Below are 19,700 nucleotides of genomic sequence, written 5' to 3'. Positions count from 1 at the left end.
CCAAATTATATTTCCTACTGCTTCTAGTTAGAATCTATTACTTTGCTTCGTATGTTTTAATTTTTCCTACGCGGTTTTCGTGACGGCCGCCTTCAAATTCAGTTGTTAACCAAATTTTTGCGATGTCACGTGCTAGACCAGCCCCAATTACACGCTCGCCCATTGCTAACATGTTTGTATCGTTATGCTCTCTCGTTGCTCTCGCACTGAAAGTATCATGAACTAACGCACAACGAATACCATTTACTTTGTTTGCAGCAATTGACATACCGATGCCTGTCCCACAAACTAAAATACCACGATCTACTTCGCCATTTGCTACCATTTCCGCTGCTGGAAACGCAAAATCAGGGTAATCAACAGAACCAGCTTCACATTCACAACCTAAATCAATATATTCAATATTTAACTCTTCTAATAAACTTACAAGTTCTTTACGGATATTCATACCGCCGTGATCAGATGCTACTACTACTTTCATTTTTACCCCTCCAAAGTTTCAATCCATTATCTTCATTCTCACTTAATCCTTTAATGGGACGAAGTGATCTCCAATATCGTATTATACACGAAACATCAACCTTCTGAATGTTTTTTCAGTAAAGTTTGTACAAGTTTTTCCATCTCTTCTAATGTTTCTTTATAAATAGAGAGAGATCCGCCGAATGGATCTGAAATATCCTTACTCATCCCCTCAGTTAGTCCATATAATGTATCTACTTTCCCTTCAACACTCGGATAATGCCCAAGGATAATTTCCTTATGGTTTTCCGTCATTGTTACTATAATATCTGCCCAATCAATTAAGGCTTCGTTTACCTGCTGTGAAGCATGATCGATTGCAATTCCCTTTTCAGCTAAAGCTTCTTTTGCATGTACCGACGCATCACTTCCAGGATAGGCGAAAACACCAGCAGATTGCACTTCAAACTTACCTTCTCCATAATGGCGCAGTAACGCCTCAGCCATCGGACTACGGCATGTATTTCCAGTGCAAACAAATAATACTCGTTTCATCTAAACCCACCCCTTTTCTCTATTTCCTTCCTTTTATCATAGCGTACATTACAATAGAACAAAAGAAATGTGAATATACGAAAGGCGCATTTCTCTTATATTTTTTCTAAGAAAAATGCGCCTTATCCACATATATGTGAAACCCTATTTCCAAGTGCCCAAAGTATTTTACCATATATAAGGAACAGACTACAAAACAAAATAAGGAATCCATTTCATACGAAACGGATTCCTTTCATGTGATAATTATTTCATTGTAACTTTCATTACTTCTGTTGAACCTTTTGTAGCAGTTACACCTACAGTTGTCTTAATAGACTCAGCTGCATCTGTGTTTGTAATAACGATTGGAGTAATTGTGCTTTTCGCTTTTTCACGAATTAATTCTAAGTCGAATGAGATTAATTTATCTCCAGCTTTTACAGCTTGTCCTTCAGAAACGTGAGCTTCGAAACCTTCACCTTCCATTTTTACAGTTTCTAATCCAACGTGGATTAAAATTTCTGTACCGTTTTTCGCTTTAATTCCAATTGCATGTTTCGTGTGGAATAATTGTACGATTTCGCCATCAACTGGAGATACAACTACACCTTCAGTAGGATCGATTGCAACACCGTCACCCATCATACGACCAGCGAATACTGGATCTGGTACTTCTTCAATATTTTTCACTGCTCCAGTTAATGGAGCTACGATTGTTTCTTCATTTGTTTTTGAACCAAGACCGAATAATTTTTTAAACATAGGATAGTCCTCCTTATAATTTACCTAAAAGTTTATAGGGCAATCTCTATTAAAGATCAGAATAAACGTAAGACCTCATACTTCGAATATTATACTGTAAAAACGCTTTCGAAATAAATTACGTCATTACTACTAGACTCTTATTGTAGCGTCTCACAAAATTCCAGTCAATTCTGATTGTCTGAATAACAATAAGAAGTTAACTTCTACTTATATTTTCTCTTTTTTTACCCAACTTGTCTAGAGGTCTTTACTACATTTTATTTTTTGTTGTTAATTTGTAAAATTTTTTTCAAACTTTTTTCGAAATCCACTTGACTAAAGTAAGTAACTATTTTATTATTACTTACGTAAGGTAAGTTAATAACTTTTAGGAGGTTTTCAAAAATGATGGATTTCGGTCTTCTTATTATTCGTCTTATTATAGGTATTACATTCATGGGTCATGGTGCTCAAAAATTATTTGGTTGGTTCGGCGGTTACGGTTTAAAAGGAACAGGTGGCTGGATGGAATCAATCGGTTTACGCCCTGGTGTATTTATGGCATTTATGGCTGGCGCAACTGAATTATTAGGTGGTTTCTTATTCGCATCAGGTATTTTCACTGCAATCGGTTCATTATTTATCGTTGGAACAATGTTAATGGCGATATTCACTGTTCATGGAAAAAACGGTTACTGGGTAACTCAAAATGGATATGAATATAACTTAATGTTAATCGCTGTTGCTATCGGTGTAGCTTTAATCGGTCCTGGCGCATACGTTTTACTATAATTTTTATCTTGAATTCGAGATTATTTAGGTGGAACTTACTTCATTGTGGTTGAAGTAAGTTCTTTTTATGTAATAAAAATATTATTTTCAGCAGGAGTTTTCCACTAACATCTTGTAAACAAACAATAAGTCGTCATATTTAGAAAGGGGATTTCAATCATGTTATCCATTAATCCAAATGAACAATCGGAAAAAGAGAATTACAAATTATTAACGGGAAGTATCATCCCACGCCCTGTCGCATTTGTTACTTCTGTAACAAAAGACGGCGTATTAAACGGCGCACCATATAGTTACTTCAACATCGTTGCTGCAAATCCACCACTTATTTCAGTTTCTGTACAACGAAAAGCTGGAGAAAGAAAGGACACTTCCCGAAACGCAATTGAAAAAGGGGAATTTGTCGTACATATCTCTGATGAATCATACGTAGCGGCAATTAACGAAACAGCAGCTAATCTCCCTCCAAATGAAAGTGAAATTGAACTAGCAAAATTAACACCAATTGAAAGTGATGTCATCTCCGTTCCAGGTGTAAAAGAAGCAAATATTCGAATGGAATGCGTACTAGAACGCGCAATCCCTCTCGGCGGAACAGAAGACTCACCAGCTTGCGATTTACTAATCGGACGCGTCGTTCGTTTCCACGTCGCAGAACACCTATACGAAAATGGACGCATTCATGCAGAAGGACTAAAACCAGTAAGCCGCCTAGCAGGACACAACTACGCAAAACTAGGAGAACAATTTGAATTAGTAAGGCCAGTTTAAAAGCGGAAGCGGCTCGCTTAGAATCGCAGGACATTGGAACTCTCGACCTTGAAGCGCTTTTTGCTTCGAGCGAGAGAGTGGAATGGCCGGAGATTCTAGCCGCTGGAGCTGGATAATAGCTAAAAGTGGAGGCGACTCGTTCAGCTCTGACCAGTTAAGGTTCTTAGATGCGAAGATCTGGCCACTGGAACTGGATAGGAAGCGTCCCCTCAGAATGGAAGTAACAATAATATAAAAAGGTGTACCAAATTAATTTGGTACACCCCTTTCATAGAAGAAGAAAAATAATTTTTCAGTATTGGTCATCGACCTCTTTTACCATTATTGGTCATCGGTAAAAAGTAACAGTGTGATCGGTTATTGGATGATTGGTTGTCCTTTGGCCATCACAAATCTCATTTTTACAAAAGTGGTCTTCTTCTATGCCTTGAAGCAGAGTCTCACCACTTCAAGGTTTAAAAGTATTTTTCACCATCAAAGTCTAGTTCAATGGCATAGTTTTTCGCATTAATTAAGTTAGATAACCTATTAGCTTGTCTCTCTAACTCTAAACCTTTTACACGATATACTTCTGGATCAAACATGGCTACTTTTACAAGCGATGATGTTTCACCGTAAGAATATACATGTTCTTCTTTCTTACTCACGCCAAACTCTTTACACTTTCGAGCTTTTGCACGTAACTGCGTTGCAAGTTCTATCGCTTCAACAATCGTTATATTCTCTCCGTTGAAATTCACTTCATTTCGGATATTTGCTTCATACATTAATTTATCTAAAAGACGAAAATCAGCGCGAACTTCATCTAGTTCCTGTTCAACTTGTACCAATGTACGCGTCTGTTTTGGAAGTGTATCACCTTTTTCAATTTCAACAAATCCAATTTGGTTCATCTCTTCTTCTAATTCATGTATTCTTTTCGATAATACACTTTTTAATTTTACAGCTTCTGCCAAAGAAATGTTAGACATAGTATCCCCCTTATATCTCTTCTTTCTGCTCCTCTAAAGTAGGTACTTTCTCTTTTTTCGGTTTCCCAAGCTTAATTACGAAGAAGTAAAGGGAAAGCAATGTAATAAGAAAAACAATTAAAAACGGGTATGGAGAATAAAAAGCACGCGCTGCCTCCGTTTTCCCCGCAACAAACTTCAATGACTCAATATCTAAAAACTCAGCAAACATTTGTACACCGAGCATACTAAACCAAAAAACAAAAAAACTAATAATAACACCAAAAACTTGCTTCAACCTCGTCATCCATCTCATCCTTTCTATATTGTAATTTTTTAGCGCAATCAGTATAGTACAAACAAAACTATGCACAGAAAGGAACTATCCTATCATTCGCGAATTAATTTAATCCAACCTAAAACTGAAATTTGTAAAATAATACCCCAAATAATAAGCAGTCGTAACCATCTCGGAAAAAAAGTTACAAATCGAATATACCATTCCAATAACTTGTTCATAACGCCCTCCCCCTAAAATTATATAGGAAAAAGGAGATATAATCCAAATCCAACCAAAATGATACCACCTACTATCTCGCCATATGTACCGAGCATATCTTTCGCATGTCTCCCAATGAATAGACCAATCCACGCTAATAACATACTAACAAATCCAAAAAGTAATATCGTAATAATTGTCTGCGCCCCATAAATACCAAGACTAAGACCTACTGAAAAACTGTCTATACTAACCCCAAATGCAAATACGAATAAACTAATTCCAATAGGGGCCGTTCGAGTCTCTTCATTCTCCAAGATAGATGAATATACAATATAAAATCCTAATCCGATTAATAAAATAGCACCAGCAAAATGTGCAATGTCTCCATACTGTTCTGATAAAAAACGACCTAATACCATCCCTATAAATGGCATGATAATATGAAATATCCCTATCGTCACACCGATATACAGGATTTGTCTTATCTTTAAGGTCATCATTCCCATCCCAAGACTTACCGAGAACGCATCCATCCCTAAGGCGAATGCCATAATTATTAAAGGTATTAGCTGTTCAAACGTCATTCATGTCCCTCCTCGGACGTGCTACTTCAAAATATGCTTATCCGAGGAGAAATATTCTGTTTGCTAATCGTACCTTATCATTCGGTAATAATTTGATGTCCTGCCGCTTTTGTTAATCGATTCATAATAGCATTCCCTATTCCTTCATTCGGGAATGATTCACTAAAAATAACATCCACTTCACTTGCATCAAACGTTCTAAGTACATCATATAATTTAGTCGCAACGCTAGCTAAATCGCTTCGAACACCACAAGACAATACAACATCCGCGTTATATACGTGCTGATACTCTTCTGTCGTTAATACACCGACTTTGAATCCTTCTTCCTTCTTCTCATCCGCAAGGCGTTGAATAAATTCACGTGAACCTTCAACAATACTTAGCGGCGCTTTCGGTGCATAATGTGTATATTTCATTCCAGGTGATTTCGGTTTTTCCTTCTCATCCTTTAAAGCCGGATCTAAAGAAACCGTGCCGATTACCGATTCTAATTGTTCTTTCGTAATCCCACCTGGGCGTAATATCGTTGGAACAGCGCTCGTACAATCAATTACAGTCGATTCAACACCTACTCCGGTTGCACCACCATCTACAATACCTGCGATTTTCTCATTTAAATCTTCATATACGTGAGATGCTAACGTCGGACTTGGACGACCTGAACGATTTGCACTAGGTGCTGCAACAGGTACATTTGCCTCTTCAATAAGAGCAAGAGCTACTGGATGATCAGGCATTCTTACTCCAACCGTATTAAGTCCTGCCGTTACCTTCTCTGAAATCCCTTCTTTTCTAGGTAAAATAATTGTTAAAGGGCCCGGCCAAAAATGCTCCATTAACTTTTCTGCAACTGGCGGAATTTCCTTCACAATCCCATCTAACTGCGATTTTGTACCGATGTGGACAATAAGTGGATTATCACTCGGTCTTCCTTTCGCCTCAAAAATTTTCGCAATCGCTTCATCATTCATCGCGTTTGCACCTAGTCCATATACCGTTTCTGTAGGGAAGGCAATCGCCTCATTTTCCCTTAATAATTTTGCTGCTTCTTGTAACTGTGGATAATATTTTTTTCTTTCCACAACATTATCCACAACCCACATATTTGTATGCATTTTTTCCCACGTCCTTTTCTACCCTGAAATACTTGTCTATTTTTAGTTTACTATGAGATTTATCCAAAAGACAAACAAGGTTTATCCACAAAATGTGGATAAACCTAATTAATCCGTGGATAACTTTGTGAATAGCTGACAATTTAGTATTATTGCATTTGGCTCTTTTATATTTTTACAAAAGTGTTCTAACTGTCGAATTCCCTCTGGTACGTTCTCTTTCTCTATCGTAACAAAGTCAAAAAACTGAAAGATCGTTATAGATTGTGGATGATTTGTTAGTAAGTACAATTGTCGAATATTTTTTTCTTTCATATACTGCAAAAACATTTCAAAAAAATATAAGAAAGTCTGTTTATCCACATTAGGTGTGAATAAACAAGAACGAATAAGTGCGTTTTCTTCACTTTGTTCATATCCAATGACTGCCCGTATTTCTTCCGCCTCTTCCAAAATCATAAACTGCGCGTACAACTCATTTATTTTATCATCTTTTTTATTAGCTTGTCCGAAAAAAGAATGCAATCTTTCCACATCTGCCTTCGTCGCAAAATATACCTTCTTCATAATAAATCCCTCCTCTTTTTTATATATGAGAAGGGATTTACAAATAGTACTATTTAGAGAATAAAGATGTAAAAGCTTCTACAATAAATAACTTAACTTCCAGCTTCTCTTCTTCCTCCTCTACTTTTACATACTCATTTCGCTTTTCTTGTTTTTGTTCCACAGGTTTCTCCACTTTTTCCACAGCTTTTGTTTCCTCTTTACTTACAGGTTGTTCTTCTACTTTCGTTTCATTTTTTACTACTTTCTTTTCAGAAGCTGTTACTTTTTTTGCGACTTCCTGCTTTACAACTTTCTTTTCCTTCACCTCATCCCCTTTTTTCTCTTCTGCATTTACTACTTCTTCATCATCTATTTGTTTCACTTGCTCCTCTTCAGGAGATTCAGCCTTCACAACATGTTCTTCTTTCCTTACAGCTGTACCACTTGAAAAATCTAAGAAACACATCGGTGGAAATAGTACACACCACCAGTTTGCCCCTTCACCTTCCCCAATTGTAATTAAGACTGCTTCATATTCCCCTGCCGGATAAATAAAATTCCCATATACCTTTGTAGGAAACTTTACATTTTTACTGAATTTCACTTGAAATGAATCTTTACTTCCTTCTTTTTTCAACGTATTTGCTACTGTTTTTTCGATTTCTGGAATATGACTTTGAATGACCTTGCGTGCCTCTTCAAATGAAGTTAAATCAGCTACCCATCCATCAATTTGTGCTTTTACTTCATCACGCACTTTACGCTTTAACGCCTGGTCTTTATCTGAATCACTATTTGCTAAAATCCGTAATCGAACGGCCTCTTTCGGAATAACTGAAGGCCCTTTCGCATCAGCTTTCATATATCCAAACTGCACAAGTAACTGTGCACCAATTAATAATAGAAGAAGATAAGCAATAACTTGTTTTTTCATTTCCTCCACCGTCCCTTCTACAAACAGTGTGGACAGACTTTCATCTTTCTAAACTATTAAATTCAAAATCTATATGAATTTTTCCACAAAAAAATAGAGTAAGGTGTAAACCTTACTCCATCTCCGCAAATACCATACGATCTTTTCCATTAATATCAAAAACAACCTCAACATGAGCATGTGGAAATGCTTGTTGTAACAGCCCTTTCACGTCCTCACCTTGCCCTACTCCAATTTCAAATGCGACAATTGCTTTCTTCTGCAACACATTCGGCAACTCTTCCATAAAGCGGCGATAGAAATCTAGTCCGTCTTCACCACCAACAAGCGCTCTCTTTGGCTCATGCTCTTTCACCACGGGAGAAAGACCACGCCAATCTTCTTCCGGTATATATGGAGGATTTGAAACAACAACATCTAACTTTTGACCCGTTTCATAAAATGGTGATAATAAATCACCATGATAGAACGTTACTTCTGCGCCCAAAGTTTTCGCATTTTCTTGTGCAACTTCAATCGACTCCTGCGCAATATCTACCGTATACACATGAAGATTTTTATTTTCCAAAGCAAGCGTAATCGAAATCGCTCCACTACCTGTACCGATATCTGCTACATGTAGTTTCTCATCACCAAAATGACGCTCGATTCTTTCTAACACTCCTACTATAAGCTCTTCTGTTTCTGGTCTTGGTATTAATACTTCTTCATTCACAAAGAACGATCTTCCATAAAACATTTCATGACCAATCATATATTGAATAGGAATACCTTCTACATGCTTGTGGATAAACTCTGTAAAACTTTTTTCTTGTTCCGCAGTTATTTCTTCACGCATGTTCATCAATATTCCTGTTCTATTCGTCTTTAATACATGACAAAGGACAATTTCTCCCGCATTTTCATCTCGTCCATTCTCCTGTAAAAAAGAAGAAGCCCATTTCAGGGCTTCATAGACACGCATTACTCAGCTGCCTCCATCCTTTGAGCCTGATCTTCCATTACTAAGGCATTGATGAAATCATCTAACTTACCTTGTAAGATTTGATCTAACTTTTGAATCGTTAAACCGATTCGATGGTCTGTAACACGGTTTTGCGGGAAGTTATACGTACGAATACGCTCTGAACGATCACCCGTACCAACAGCTTGTTTACGGTTTTGATCATACTCAGCTTGTGCTTCTTGTCTAAACTTATCATAAACACGTGCGCGTAATACTTTCATCGCTTTTTCTTTATTCTTAATTTGTGATTTCTCATCCTGACATGATACAACTACACCAGTCGGTAAATGCGTTAAACGTACCGCTGACATCGTTGTATTAACGCTCTGTCCACCAGGTCCACTAGAAGCGAATGTATCAACACGAACATCTTTCTCATGAATATCAATTTCTACTTCTTCTGCCTCTGGTAATACAGCTACAGTTGCTGTAGATGTATGGATACGTCCACCAGATTCCGTTTCAGGAACACGTTGTACACGGTGAGCGCCATTCTCGAATTTCAGCTTCGCGAAAGCACCTTTACCGTTAATCATAAAGATAATCTCTTTATATCCACCTAACTCTGTATAGCTAGCCTCGATAATCTCCGTTTTCCAACCTTGCACCTCAGCGTAACGGCTATACATACGGTATAAGTCACCAGCAAATAAAGCGGCCTCGTCGCCACCAGCAGCTCCACGAACCTCAACGATAACGTTCTTATCATCGTTAGGGTCTTTTGGTACAAGTAAAATTTTCAGACGCTCTGATAATGTTTTTTCTTGTGATTCTAACTCAGAAACCTCTTCTTTTACCATTTCACGCATTTCTGCGTCTAACTTATCTTCTAACATTGCTTTCGCATCTTTTAATTGCTCACGAACATCCTTATACTCACGATACACCTCTACCGTTTCCTGTATATCAGACTGTTCCTTTGAATATTCACGAAGCTTATTTGAATCACTAATAATTGCTGGGTCGCTTAGCAATTCATTTAACTTCTCATAACGATTTTCTACAGCTTGCAAACGATCTAACACATCATTCACCTCTACATCCTAGTATCTAATACAAATAGTATATGGTACTTACTCAAAAAAACGCAAATTATATTTAAAAGCGTAAGCGGCTTGCTCAGAATTGTAGGCCATTGGAACTCTCAACCTTGAAGCGCTTTTTGCTTCAAGCGAGAGAGTGAAATGGCTGGAGATTCTAGCCGCTGGAGCTAGATATCACAACTTAAAGCGCAAGTGGCTCACACCACTCACACTCTCTATTCTGAAAAAAACCCGCCTTGCGCAGCGAGTTTTACTTATCTTTGTTTGTAGGAACTGCATGACAATGACGACAGCGTGGTTCATACGATTCTGAAGCACCAACTAAAATAATCGGATCATCAAATGCCGCTGGTTCTCCATCAATTAATCGTTGTGTACGACTTGCCGGAGATCCACATGCAGAACATACTGCTTGTAGTTTTGTTACATGTTCAGCAATCGCCATCAGCTGAGGAACTTGTCCAAATGGTAGACCACGGAAATCTTGGTCTAAACCAGCTACAATGACACGATAGCCACGATTTGCCAATACTTGCACCACTTCCACAATGTCCCCATCAAAGAATTGCACCTCATCGATTGCAATTACATCCATTTCTTCAGTGATATGTTCAAATATATCTTTTGAAGCTGAAACAGGAACTGCTTTTACCTTTAATCCGTTATGTGATACAACGTCTTCTTCACTATAGCGATTATCAATACATGGTTTAAATACAATTGCATGTTGTTTCGCAAATTGCGTACGACGCACACGGCGGATAAGCTCTTCTGATTTACCAGAAAACATACTACCGCAAATCACTTCAATCCAACCGTTCTGATTTATTAAGTACATGAAGCTCTCCTTTCATCTACTTTTTAATTAAAAGTAGGGTAAAGGTATAATATTTTCGCAAAAAAAACAGACAAGCGAATAGATACACTTGCCTGTTTTATGTTTTTATTACTTAAGACCGTATTTCTTATTGAAGCGGTCAACGCGTCCGTCTGCAGTAGCAAACTTCTGACGTCCAGTGTAGAATGGGTGAGAATCAGAACTGATCTCAACTTTTAGTAATGGATAAGTGTTACCATCTTCCCACTCAACAGTTTCGTTAGATCCTCTAGTAGATCCGCTTAAGAATTTGAAGCCTGTGTTTGTGTCCATGAATACAACTTTCTTGTAATCTGGGTGAATTCCTGCTTTCATTCTTTTCATCTCCTTCCGCCCTGAATCATTTTCGAAACAGAGTTTTTCATCTTCAGCTGCATACACAACTATATTGATGAAACACATATGATGAAATTATAACAAGGCTAACTTCATTTTGCAACTACCTGTTTTTGTCTTTTTAATTTTAAAAGCAGAAGCGGCTCGCTCAGAATCGCAGGGCATTGGAACTCTCGACCTTGAAGCGCTTTTTGCTTCGAGCGAGAGAGTGAAATGACCGGAGATTCTAGCCGCTGGAGCTGGATAACACCTTAAAGTGGAGGCAACTCATCCAACTAGAACTAACTAATGCCCTTCCACTCATCTCTCTTTAAGATCACCTAAAAAACATAAAAAACTCGCTTACCATAAAATAAGCGAGTCCCAATCTTTTCCCTTTACTTCGTTGTTACATATCTTTTCGAATCTGCAACAATGTTTTGTAAAAATTCTTCATTTGTCTTTGTTTGACGAAGTTTACGTAAGAAACCTTCAACAAAGTCTGGTGTATCACGCATTGTTTTACGAATACCCCATAGCTTGTCTAAATGTTCTTTCGGAATTAATAGATCCTCTTTACGTGTACCAGAACGGCGAATATCAATTGCCGGGAAGATACGACGCTCAGCTAATGAACGATCTAAGTGAAGTTCCATATTTCCAGTTCCTTTAAATTCTTCGTAAATTACATCGTCCATACGAGATCCTGTATCAACAAGCGCTGTTGCTAAAATTGTTAAGCTACCGCCTTCTTCAATATTACGTGCAGCTCCAAAGAAACGCTTCGGTCTATGGAAGGCAGCTGGGTCGATACCACCCGATAATGTTCTACCACTTGGCGGAATAACAAGGTTGTAAGCTCGCGCTAAACGGGTAATACTATCCATTAAAATGATAACATCTTTTTTGTGCTCTACAAGACGCATTGCACGTTCTAACACAAGTTCCGCCACTTTAATATGATTTTCTGGTACTTCATCAAAAGTAGAGCTTACAACATCTCCTTTAACAGAACGTTCAATATCTGTTACTTCCTCTGGACGCTCATCAATTAGAAGGACAATTAATTCAGCTTCCGGATGATTTGTTGTAACACTGTGTGCGATTTCTTTTAATAGACTAGTTTTACCAGCCTTTGGAGGCGCGACAATTAAACCACGTTGTCCAAATCCAACTGGTGCAATTAAATCCATGATGCGTGTCGGTAACTTTTTCGGTTCCGTTTCCAATTTCATTTGGCGATCTGGGTATAATGGTGTTAATGCAGGGAAATGCACACGCTCTTTTGCTGACTCTGGATCATCTCCGTTTACAGCTTCAACTTGTAATAATCCAAAGTAGCGTTCATTTTCTTTCGGAGGTCGTACTTTACCAGAAACCTTATCTCCATTACGTAAATCGAAACGACGAATTTGCGAAGCTGAGATATAAATATCTTCTGAGCTTGGAGAGTAGTTGATAGGACGTAGGAATCCAAATCCTTCTGATTGAATAATTTCTAATACGCCTTCCATGAAGAAGAAACCTTCTTTTTCTGCTCGAGCTTTTAAAATGGCGAAGATTAACTCTTTTTTCGTTAATTTGCTATAATACGAAATTTTAAATTCTTTCGCAAGCTCGTATAACTCTTTTAATTTCATGTTTTCTAATGCTGCAATTGACAAATTCATTCAGACACCACACTTTAACGTTATTCTCTTTTCACATGGGTAAAGGGAAAAAATACGGAAGGCAAATAATTAATAATGAAAGGCAATAAGTTCAAGTAGGGTAATATTCACTATTGTAACCCTTTTATCTAGTTTTAATCAATACGTTGAAACACAAATACAAGAAGCGAAGACAAGAAAATTTGTCTTCGCTTTTTATTTAATCTAGTTTCATCAGCTAGAATGGTCGGTGGCTTCACTTCTTCCCCCTCCCATTCTGAACGAGCCGCTTCCACTTTTTATTTAATAACCAAGTTCGGTTTTTTATTTAAGCTGTGACGTCCGTCTACGAAGCGTACTGTGCCTGATTTTGCGCGCATAACAAGGGATTGTGTTGTTCCTACGCTACCTTTAAATTGAACGCCGCGTAATAGTTCTCCGTCTGTTACACCTGTTGCTGCGAAGATTGCATCGTCACCTTTTACTAAGTCCTCCATGCGAAGGATGCGGTTGATGTCGTCTATGCCCATCTTTTTGCAACGCGCCAATTCAGCTTCGTTTTGTGGTAATAATTTCCCGTGAATTTCTCCACCTAAACATTTTAATGCAACTGCCGCTAACACACCCTCAGGCGCACCACCAGAGCCGAATAAAATATCTACACCTGTACGATCAAATGCTGTGTTGATTGCGCCAGCTACGTCTCCATCATTAATCAATTTAATGCGAGCACCAGCTTTACGAATTTCTTCAATAATTGCTTGATGACGTGGACGGTTTAAAACTGTCGCTACAACATCTTCAATATCTTTGTTTTTCGCTTTCGCAACTGCACGTAAGTTATCGATAATAGGCGCATCAATATCGACCGCCCCAACCGCTTCTGGGCCAACCGCGATTTTATCCATGTACATGTCAGGAGCATGTAACAAATTACCATGATCTGCAATTGCAATAACAGCAAGAGCATTCCATCCACCAGCTGCTACAATGTTTGTCCCTTCTAAAGGATCAACTGCAACGTCTACACGCGGACCATATCCTGTACCTAATTTTTCTCCGATATATAGCATTGGTGCTTCATCCATTTCACCTTCACCAATTACAACTGTACCTTTCATCGGAATTGTATCAAATACATCACGCATAGCTGATGTTGCTGCACCGTCTGCCTCATCCTTTTTCCCGCGTCCCATCCAACGCGCTGATGATAAAGCTGCAGCCTCTGTTACACGTACTAACTCCATAGATAAACTTCTTTCCACGATAATCCCTCTCCTTTAAGCCTTTATATTTCTGCCGTATTTTGTGAACCGTGTTTTTCTATAAAGTGTACTTCCGCAAGTAGTGATACTTCCCCCTCGCGGAAGTATCACTTATGCGTTCTTCATTTCTTCAATTTCTTGCTTTGTCATTTGTTCTCGCCAAATGTTTGCACCAAGCCCTTTAAGCTTGTCTACTATATTTTCATAGCCACGATCAATATGCTCAAGTCCGGTTACTTCTGTAATTCCATCCGCCATCAATCCTGCAATAACAAGGGCTGCTCCAGCTCGCAAATCACTCGCTTTCACTTTTGCACCTTGTAATAAAACAGGACCAGTTACGATAGCTGACCGACCTTCTACTTTAATTTGCGCATTCATGCGACGTAATTCATCAATATGTTTAAAACGTGCGCCATAAATCGTATCCGTTACAACACCCGTTCCATGCGCCTTTGTTAAAAGCGTTGTAAACGGCTGTTGTAAATCTGTTGGGAAACCTGGATATACAAGCGTTTTTATATCAACTACTTTTAATCTTCTATCACCGTTCACTGTAATTTGGTCATCATTCGTTTCAACTTGGACACCAGCTTCTCTTAATTTTGCGGTAACTGACTCCAAATGCTGAGGAATAACATTATCAACTGTTACTTCTCCTCCTGACGCAGCACCTAAAATCATATACGTACCCGCTTCAATACGATCTGGAATGATCGTATGATGACAACCGTGCAGTGAATCCACACCATCAATTCGGATTACATCTGTACCAGCACCTTTAATACGTGCTCCCATGCTAGTTAACAGTGTAGCTACATCAATAATCTCTGGTTCTTTCGCTGCGTTTTCAATAACAGTTCTACCTTTCGCTCGTACAGCTGCTAGCATAATATTAATCGTAGCTCCTACACTAACAACATCTAAATAAATACGTGCCCCGCGTAGTTCATCTGCTCTTAAATAGATAGCACCTTGTTCATTCGTAACATGTGCACCTAACGCTTCAAACCCTTTAATGTGCTGATCAATCGGCCTCGGTCCTAAGTGACATCCACCTGGAAGCCCAATAACAGCTTTTTTAAAACGGCCAAGCATCGCACCCATTAAATAATAAGAAGCACGCAATTTTTTCACTTTTCCATTTGGTAAAGGCATTGCAACCATGTTAGAAGGATCGACTACCATCTCTTCCTCCTGTCCATAAGTCACTCTCCCTCCAATTTCCTCTAGTAAGTCCCCTAACATTTTCACGTCCGAAATATTAGGGACACCACCAATAGTTACTGGAGTATCTGCTAAAATTGTCGCTGGAATTAGTGCAACGGCGCTGTTCTTTGCACCACTCACGCGAATTGTTCCATTTAAAGCTCTTCCGCCTTCAATTAGCAATTTTTCCATATTGAGCTCCCTTCTTGTGAATGTATTTACTTTCTATATTTTTATAGAAAGCTCCCCCTTAAGAATCTCAATTACTTTTCCATCCCAAAACTCAATAAATAGGAAACCATTATCTTCATTTCTCCTGTAATACAAAAAGATAAAGATTAACTATTTATCGAATTTACTTTATCAATTTAGATACGTTATCACATTTATTAATAGGACTATGCACATTATTTTCTATTTCAAAAACAAAATGATAAAATCTTTAGACTTGTTCACGCTTTCATTATACAACGAAAGGAAACCGTCTAAAAGAGTAGACGGTTTCCAAAACGGAATTTTATTCTTACGCTTTACCGTTAGAACCGAATTCGCGAATTTTACCAATAACAGTTGCTTTGATAGCGTCGCGGCCAGGTCCGATAAATTTACGAGGATCGTAAACTTCTTGGTCTTTGTTTAATACTTCACGAACAGCTTTTGTAAACTCAATTTGGTTCTCAGTGTTTACGTTGATTTTTGAAGTACCTAAAGAGATAGCTTTTTCGATATCAGCAGTTGGGATACCAGTACCACCGTGTAATACTAAAGGTACGCCAGTGAAGTCACGAACTTGTTCCATTTCAGCGAATCCTAAGTTAGGCTCACCTTTGTAAGGACCGTGTACAGAACCTAAAGCTGGAGCTAGGCAATCGATACCTGTTGCTTCAACAAGGTGCTTACACTCAGCTGGGTCAGCGTAAATTACGCCTTCAGCGATTACGTCGTCTTCTTGTCCGCCAACTGTTCCAAGCTCAGCTTCAACAGATACGTTACGAGCGTGTGCGTATTCTACTACTTTTTTAGTAGTTTCTACGTTTTCTTCGAATGGGTGGTGAGAAGCGTCGATCATTACAGATGTGAAACCTGCATCGATTGCTTCTTTACATTTTTCGAAGCTTGAACCATGGTCAAGGTGAATCGCTACAGGAACAGTGATGTTCATTTCTTCGATTAAAGCTTTAACCATAGCTACAACTGTTTTGAAACCAGTCATATGACGAGCTGCACCCTCAGATACACCTAGGATTACAGGAGATTTTTCTTCTTCCGCAGCAGCTAAGATAGCTTGAGTCCACTCTAAGTTGTTCATGTTGAATTGACCAACTGCGTATTTTCCTTCTAGTGCTTTGTTTAGCATTTCTTTCATAGAAACTAAAGGCATGGTGAATCCTCCTAAAAAACGTTTTTTGTATCCGATAAGTTCTTATCGCTGGTAGTATGACCAGAATAAGGTAAAATATGTATATCTACATACCGGACTTTTTTCTACACTCAATAGGATAACAACTTGTACTCAAAAACTCAACCGTATTCACCTGCACAATAGTCCATGTAAACGCTTTTTTCCATATTTTTTATAAAAAATTCATTTTTAAGCCTCTACAGCGAGCTCATTTCTCACCGCTTGACGAATTTCATCAATATCAAATGGTTTAGCAAAATGCATTAAAGCACCTAAATCTTTTGCTTCTTGGATCATATCAAGCTCTCCATAAGCAGTCATTAAAATCACTTTAATACTCTCATCAATTTCTTTTACATGCTTTAAAATCTCTATACCATCCATACCTGGAATTTTCATATCTAACACAACTAAATCTGGATTATCTTTTTTCACGATATCTAAAGCTTGAAATCCATTCGCTGCTTGGAATGTCTGATAACCTTCTTTTTGGAACACTTCATGTAATAACACACGAATGCCATATTGATCATCAACGATTAAAATTTTCCCTTCCATAACTCCCAACCTTTCTGTGTAAGTACAAGATTTAAAGCTTCTTATATCTTAACGATTAATTTTCGCTATTCTTTACCAAATTCCTTCCTATTTCTTTCTTATTTTACCGTTTCCCATTTTGTTATGCCACCTTCGATTTCACCTTTCTAAAAAAATAAACTATAATGAAAGCCGGTAAACACGTACGAAGGGAGTAACATTATGTTAAAAATTTTTTCAACCCAATTAAGCGGTTATTTCTCCAGAGTTTCTCAAAAAGAGGAAATGAATATAGAAGATAGCGCCCGTCTACTTGCTCAAGCATTAGTTGGCGAAGGTTTCATTTATTTACATGGTACAAATGAAATGGAGGGCGTTGTTGCTGAAGCGCTATTCGGTGCTGAACCAATGAAGCAAGCAAAACGACTATTTGAAAATGGTAAGGAAGTAGAAGTAACTTCTGCAGATCGTGTACTTCTTATTAGCCGTTTTTCAACAGATGAAGAAGTTGTAGCAATAGCAAAAAAACTTCAAGCAGATGGACACTCTATTGTCGGCATTTCTGCTATTCAAGAAGGCAATGAATCACTAGAACAATATACAGATGTACATATTGATACGAAATTGTTAAAAGGGCTTATTCCAGACGATGAAGGTAATCGCTACGGATTCCCAAGCTTAATGATAGCTTTATTTGCATATCACGGAATCAAATTTACAATCGATGAAATGTTAAATGAATATTAAAAAAAGCGCCCTATTTCAGGCGCTTTTTTATTACTTGCTCTCTTTATTCGTAATAGACGCTCTTACGAAGTCATGGAACAATGGTTGTGGACGGTTTGGACGAGAAACAAGTTCTGGGTGGAACTGTGCTGCTACGAACCAAGGGTGATCTTTCAATTCAACGATTTCAACTAAACGGCCGTCTGGGCTTGTACCAGAGAATACAAATCCTGCTTTTTCCATATCCGGACGGAATTGATTGTTGAACTCATAACGATGACGATGACGCTCATATACAACCGGCTCATTGTAAGCGTTGTAAGCATTTGTTTCTTCAGCAAGCTTACATGGGTATAGACCAAGACGAAGTGTACCACCTAAGTCTTCTACATCTTTTTGTTCTGGTAATAAGTCGATGATTGCATAAGGTGTGTCAGGATTGATTTCAGAAGAGTTAGCTCCTTCTAATCCTAATACGTTACGTGCGAATTCGATTGATGCAAGTTGCATACCTAAGCAAATTCCTAGGAATGGAACTTTGTTTTCACGAGCATATTGAATTGCAACGATTTTACCTTCTACACCACGATCACCGAAGCCACCTGGTACAAGGATACCATCTGTATCTCCTACTAATTCTTGTACGTTCTCTGCTGTTACGTGCTCAGCATTTACCCATTTCACTTCTACATCTGTGTCGAAAGAGTAACCTGCATGACGAAGTGCTTCTACAACAGAAATGTATGCATCTTGAAGCTCTACGTATTTACCAACAAGAGCGATTTTTGTTTTCTTAGAAAGGTTACGCACTTTTTCAACTAGCGCAGTCCACTCTGTCATATCTGCAGCTGGATTGTCTAATTTTAAGTGATCGCAAACGATTTGGTCCATATTTTGCTCTTGAAGAGATAATGGAACTGCATATAAAGTATCTGCATCGCGTGCTTCAATAACTGCTTTTGTATCAATGTCACAGAATAATGCAAGCTTGTCTTTCATATCTTGAGAAACAGGCATTTCTGTACGAACAACGATAATATTTGGTTGAATACCTAAACTGCGAAGCTCTTTAACGCTATGTTGCGTTGGTTTTGTTTTCATTTCACCCGCTGCTTTTAAGTACGGGATTAACGTACAGTGAATGTACATTACATTGTCACGACCGATGTCGCTCTTAATTTGACGGATTGCTTCTAAGAATGGTAGAGACTCAATGTCACCAACAGTTCCACCGATTTCTGTAATAACAACGTCCGCGTTTGTTTCGCGACCAGAACGGTATACGCGCTCTTTAATTTCGTTAGTAATGTGAGGAATAACTTGAACTGTTCCTCCTAGGTATTCACCACGACGCTCTTTTTGAAGAACTGAAGAGTAAATTTTACCTGTTGTTACGTTGCTGTATTTATTTAAATTGATGTCGATGAAACGCTCATAGTGACCAAGGTCTAAGTCAGTTTCTGCACCATCATCTGTTACGAATACCTCACCGTGTTGGTATGGGCTCATAGTCCCTGGGTCTACGTTAATGTATGGATCAAACTTTTGAATCGTTACGTTTAAACCACGATTTTTTAAAAGTCTTCCAAGAGATGCTGCTGTAATACCTTTTCCTAGAGACGACACTACACCGCCTGTTACAAAAATATACTTAGTCATGAAAAAGCTCCCTTCTATTTTGCTGTTATATAATCACCGTTGCAAAGCGCAACGTATGTAGATAACACT

General features: G+C 38.3%; 23 protein-coding genes. 3 read left to right on the top strand and 20 right to left on the bottom strand.

Annotated elements, in window-relative coordinates; genetic code table 11:
• Positions 1-37: 37 nt before the first annotated feature.
• The 3 genes from rpiB to RTP99_RS12560 all read right to left on the bottom strand — a co-directional run bounded on the left by rpiB (position 38) and on the right by RTP99_RS12560 (position 1,761).
• On the bottom strand, positions 38-481 hold the full coding sequence (gene rpiB / locus RTP99_RS12570; RefSeq protein ID WP_000869919.1) for a ribose 5-phosphate isomerase B: 444 nt from the start codon (positions 479-481) through the stop codon (positions 38-40).
• A 95-nt stretch (positions 482-576) separates the two neighbouring features.
• Positions 577-1,017: a low molecular weight protein arginine phosphatase gene (locus RTP99_RS12565; RefSeq protein WP_000832382.1), complete on the bottom strand. Its 441-nt coding sequence runs from the start codon at positions 1,015-1,017 to the stop codon at positions 577-579.
• A gap of 246 nt (positions 1,018-1,263) precedes the next feature.
• Positions 1,264-1,761 (bottom strand): PTS sugar transporter subunit IIA, encoded by a 498-nt coding sequence (locus tag RTP99_RS12560; protein WP_000473666.1) that lies wholly within the window; start codon positions 1,759-1,761, stop codon positions 1,264-1,266.
• A 387-nt stretch (positions 1,762-2,148) separates the two neighbouring features.
• Between RTP99_RS12560 and RTP99_RS12555 the strand changes: the two genes are divergently transcribed.
• Together RTP99_RS12555 and RTP99_RS12550 are read left to right on the top strand one after the other, a co-directional pair.
• On the top strand, positions 2,149-2,535 hold the full coding sequence (locus tag RTP99_RS12555) for a DoxX family protein (RefSeq protein ID WP_000968618.1): 387 nt from the start codon (positions 2,149-2,151) through the stop codon (positions 2,533-2,535).
• Between the two features lie 159 nt (positions 2,536-2,694).
• Positions 2,695-3,306 carry a flavin reductase family protein gene (locus tag RTP99_RS12550; protein WP_000949041.1) on the top strand — a complete coding sequence of 204 codons (612 nt, stop codon included), beginning with the start codon at positions 2,695-2,697 and terminating at the stop codon, positions 3,304-3,306.
• A gap of 455 nt (positions 3,307-3,761) precedes the next feature.
• Here the strand turns inward: RTP99_RS12550 and RTP99_RS12545 are convergent, their stop codons facing one another.
• The 16 genes from RTP99_RS12545 to spo0F all read right to left on the bottom strand — a co-directional run bounded on the left by RTP99_RS12545 (position 3,762) and on the right by spo0F (position 17,267).
• Positions 3,762-4,277, bottom strand: a complete 516-nt coding sequence (locus RTP99_RS12545) for a hypothetical protein (protein ID WP_000065590.1) — start codon at positions 4,275-4,277, stop codon at positions 3,762-3,764.
• Between the two features lie 10 nt (positions 4,278-4,287).
• Positions 4,288-4,563 (bottom strand): DUF3935 domain-containing protein, encoded by a 276-nt coding sequence (locus RTP99_RS12540; protein ID WP_000197488.1) that lies wholly within the window; start codon positions 4,561-4,563, stop codon positions 4,288-4,290.
• Positions 4,564-4,646: 83 nt separating this feature from the next.
• Positions 4,647-4,775, bottom strand: coding sequence for a hypothetical protein (locus tag RTP99_RS12535; protein WP_001037627.1), 129 nt, complete (start codon positions 4,773-4,775; stop codon positions 4,647-4,649).
• Between the two features lie 18 nt (positions 4,776-4,793).
• Entirely contained in the window at positions 4,794-5,342 is a 549-nt protein-coding gene (locus RTP99_RS12530; RefSeq protein WP_000142479.1) for a manganese efflux pump MntP, read from the bottom strand.
• Between the two features lie 77 nt (positions 5,343-5,419).
• Positions 5,420-6,460: an L-threonylcarbamoyladenylate synthase gene (locus RTP99_RS12525; RefSeq protein WP_000557342.1), complete on the bottom strand. Its 1,041-nt coding sequence runs from the start codon at positions 6,458-6,460 to the stop codon at positions 5,420-5,422.
• 108 nt (positions 6,461-6,568) lie between these two features.
• A complete protein-coding gene (locus RTP99_RS12520) occupies positions 6,569-7,027 on the bottom strand; it encodes a GNAT family N-acetyltransferase (protein ID WP_000758435.1) in 459 nt (152 codons plus the stop codon).
• A gap of 49 nt (positions 7,028-7,076) precedes the next feature.
• On the bottom strand, positions 7,077-7,943 hold the full coding sequence (gene spoIIR / locus RTP99_RS12515; protein WP_011040863.1) for a stage II sporulation protein R: 867 nt from the start codon (positions 7,941-7,943) through the stop codon (positions 7,077-7,079).
• A 112-nt stretch (positions 7,944-8,055) separates the two neighbouring features.
• Positions 8,056-8,907 carry a peptide chain release factor N(5)-glutamine methyltransferase gene (prmC, locus tag RTP99_RS12510; protein ID WP_001267029.1) on the bottom strand — a complete coding sequence of 284 codons (852 nt, stop codon included), beginning with the start codon at positions 8,905-8,907 and terminating at the stop codon, positions 8,056-8,058.
• Entirely contained in the window at positions 8,907-9,974 is a 1,068-nt protein-coding gene (prfA, locus tag RTP99_RS12505; RefSeq protein ID WP_000887065.1) for a peptide chain release factor 1, read from the bottom strand. The genes prmC and prfA overlap by 1 nt, the downstream gene beginning before the upstream one ends.
• Before the next feature lie 268 nt (positions 9,975-10,242).
• On the bottom strand, positions 10,243-10,830 hold the full coding sequence (locus RTP99_RS12500; RefSeq protein WP_000280862.1) for a thymidine kinase: 588 nt from the start codon (positions 10,828-10,830) through the stop codon (positions 10,243-10,245).
• A 108-nt stretch (positions 10,831-10,938) separates the two neighbouring features.
• Positions 10,939-11,184, bottom strand: a complete 246-nt coding sequence (locus tag RTP99_RS12495) for a type B 50S ribosomal protein L31 (protein WP_000643437.1) — start codon at positions 11,182-11,184, stop codon at positions 10,939-10,941.
• A 398-nt stretch (positions 11,185-11,582) separates the two neighbouring features.
• Positions 11,583-12,854, bottom strand: a complete 1,272-nt coding sequence (gene rho / locus RTP99_RS12490) for a transcription termination factor Rho (RefSeq protein WP_001053898.1) — start codon at positions 12,852-12,854, stop codon at positions 11,583-11,585.
• A gap of 278 nt (positions 12,855-13,132) precedes the next feature.
• Entirely contained in the window at positions 13,133-14,098 is a 966-nt protein-coding gene (gene glpX / locus RTP99_RS12485; protein ID WP_000442334.1) for a class II fructose-bisphosphatase, read from the bottom strand.
• Positions 14,099-14,209: 111 nt separating this feature from the next.
• A complete protein-coding gene (gene murA / locus RTP99_RS12480) occupies positions 14,210-15,499 on the bottom strand; it encodes a UDP-N-acetylglucosamine 1-carboxyvinyltransferase (protein ID WP_000413260.1) in 1,290 nt (429 codons plus the stop codon).
• 331 nt (positions 15,500-15,830) lie between these two features.
• On the bottom strand, positions 15,831-16,688 hold the full coding sequence (locus tag RTP99_RS12475) for a class II fructose-bisphosphate aldolase (RefSeq protein ID WP_001131850.1): 858 nt from the start codon (positions 16,686-16,688) through the stop codon (positions 15,831-15,833).
• A 210-nt stretch (positions 16,689-16,898) separates the two neighbouring features.
• Positions 16,899-17,267 (bottom strand): sporulation initiation phosphotransferase Spo0F, encoded by a 369-nt coding sequence (spo0F, locus tag RTP99_RS12470; protein ID WP_000398594.1) that lies wholly within the window; start codon positions 17,265-17,267, stop codon positions 16,899-16,901.
• A gap of 201 nt (positions 17,268-17,468) precedes the next feature.
• Between spo0F and RTP99_RS12465 the strand changes: the two genes are divergently transcribed.
• Positions 17,469-17,993: a DUF2529 domain-containing protein gene (locus RTP99_RS12465; RefSeq protein ID WP_000912422.1), complete on the top strand. Its 525-nt coding sequence runs from the start codon at positions 17,469-17,471 to the stop codon at positions 17,991-17,993.
• Between the two features lie 30 nt (positions 17,994-18,023).
• On the opposite strand, the gene pyrG is transcribed toward RTP99_RS12465, so the two are convergent.
• Positions 18,024-19,631 (bottom strand): CTP synthase, encoded by a 1,608-nt coding sequence (pyrG, locus tag RTP99_RS12460; RefSeq protein ID WP_000170453.1) that lies wholly within the window; start codon positions 19,629-19,631, stop codon positions 18,024-18,026.
• Positions 19,632-19,700: the final 69 nt, after the last annotated feature.

Source organism: Bacillus sp. (in: firmicutes), from assembly GCF_031983925.1.
Lineage (GTDB): Bacteria > Bacillota > Bacilli > Bacillales > Bacillaceae_G > Bacillus_A > Bacillus_A pacificus.
This window is presented reverse-complemented; position numbering and strand designations above follow the sequence as displayed.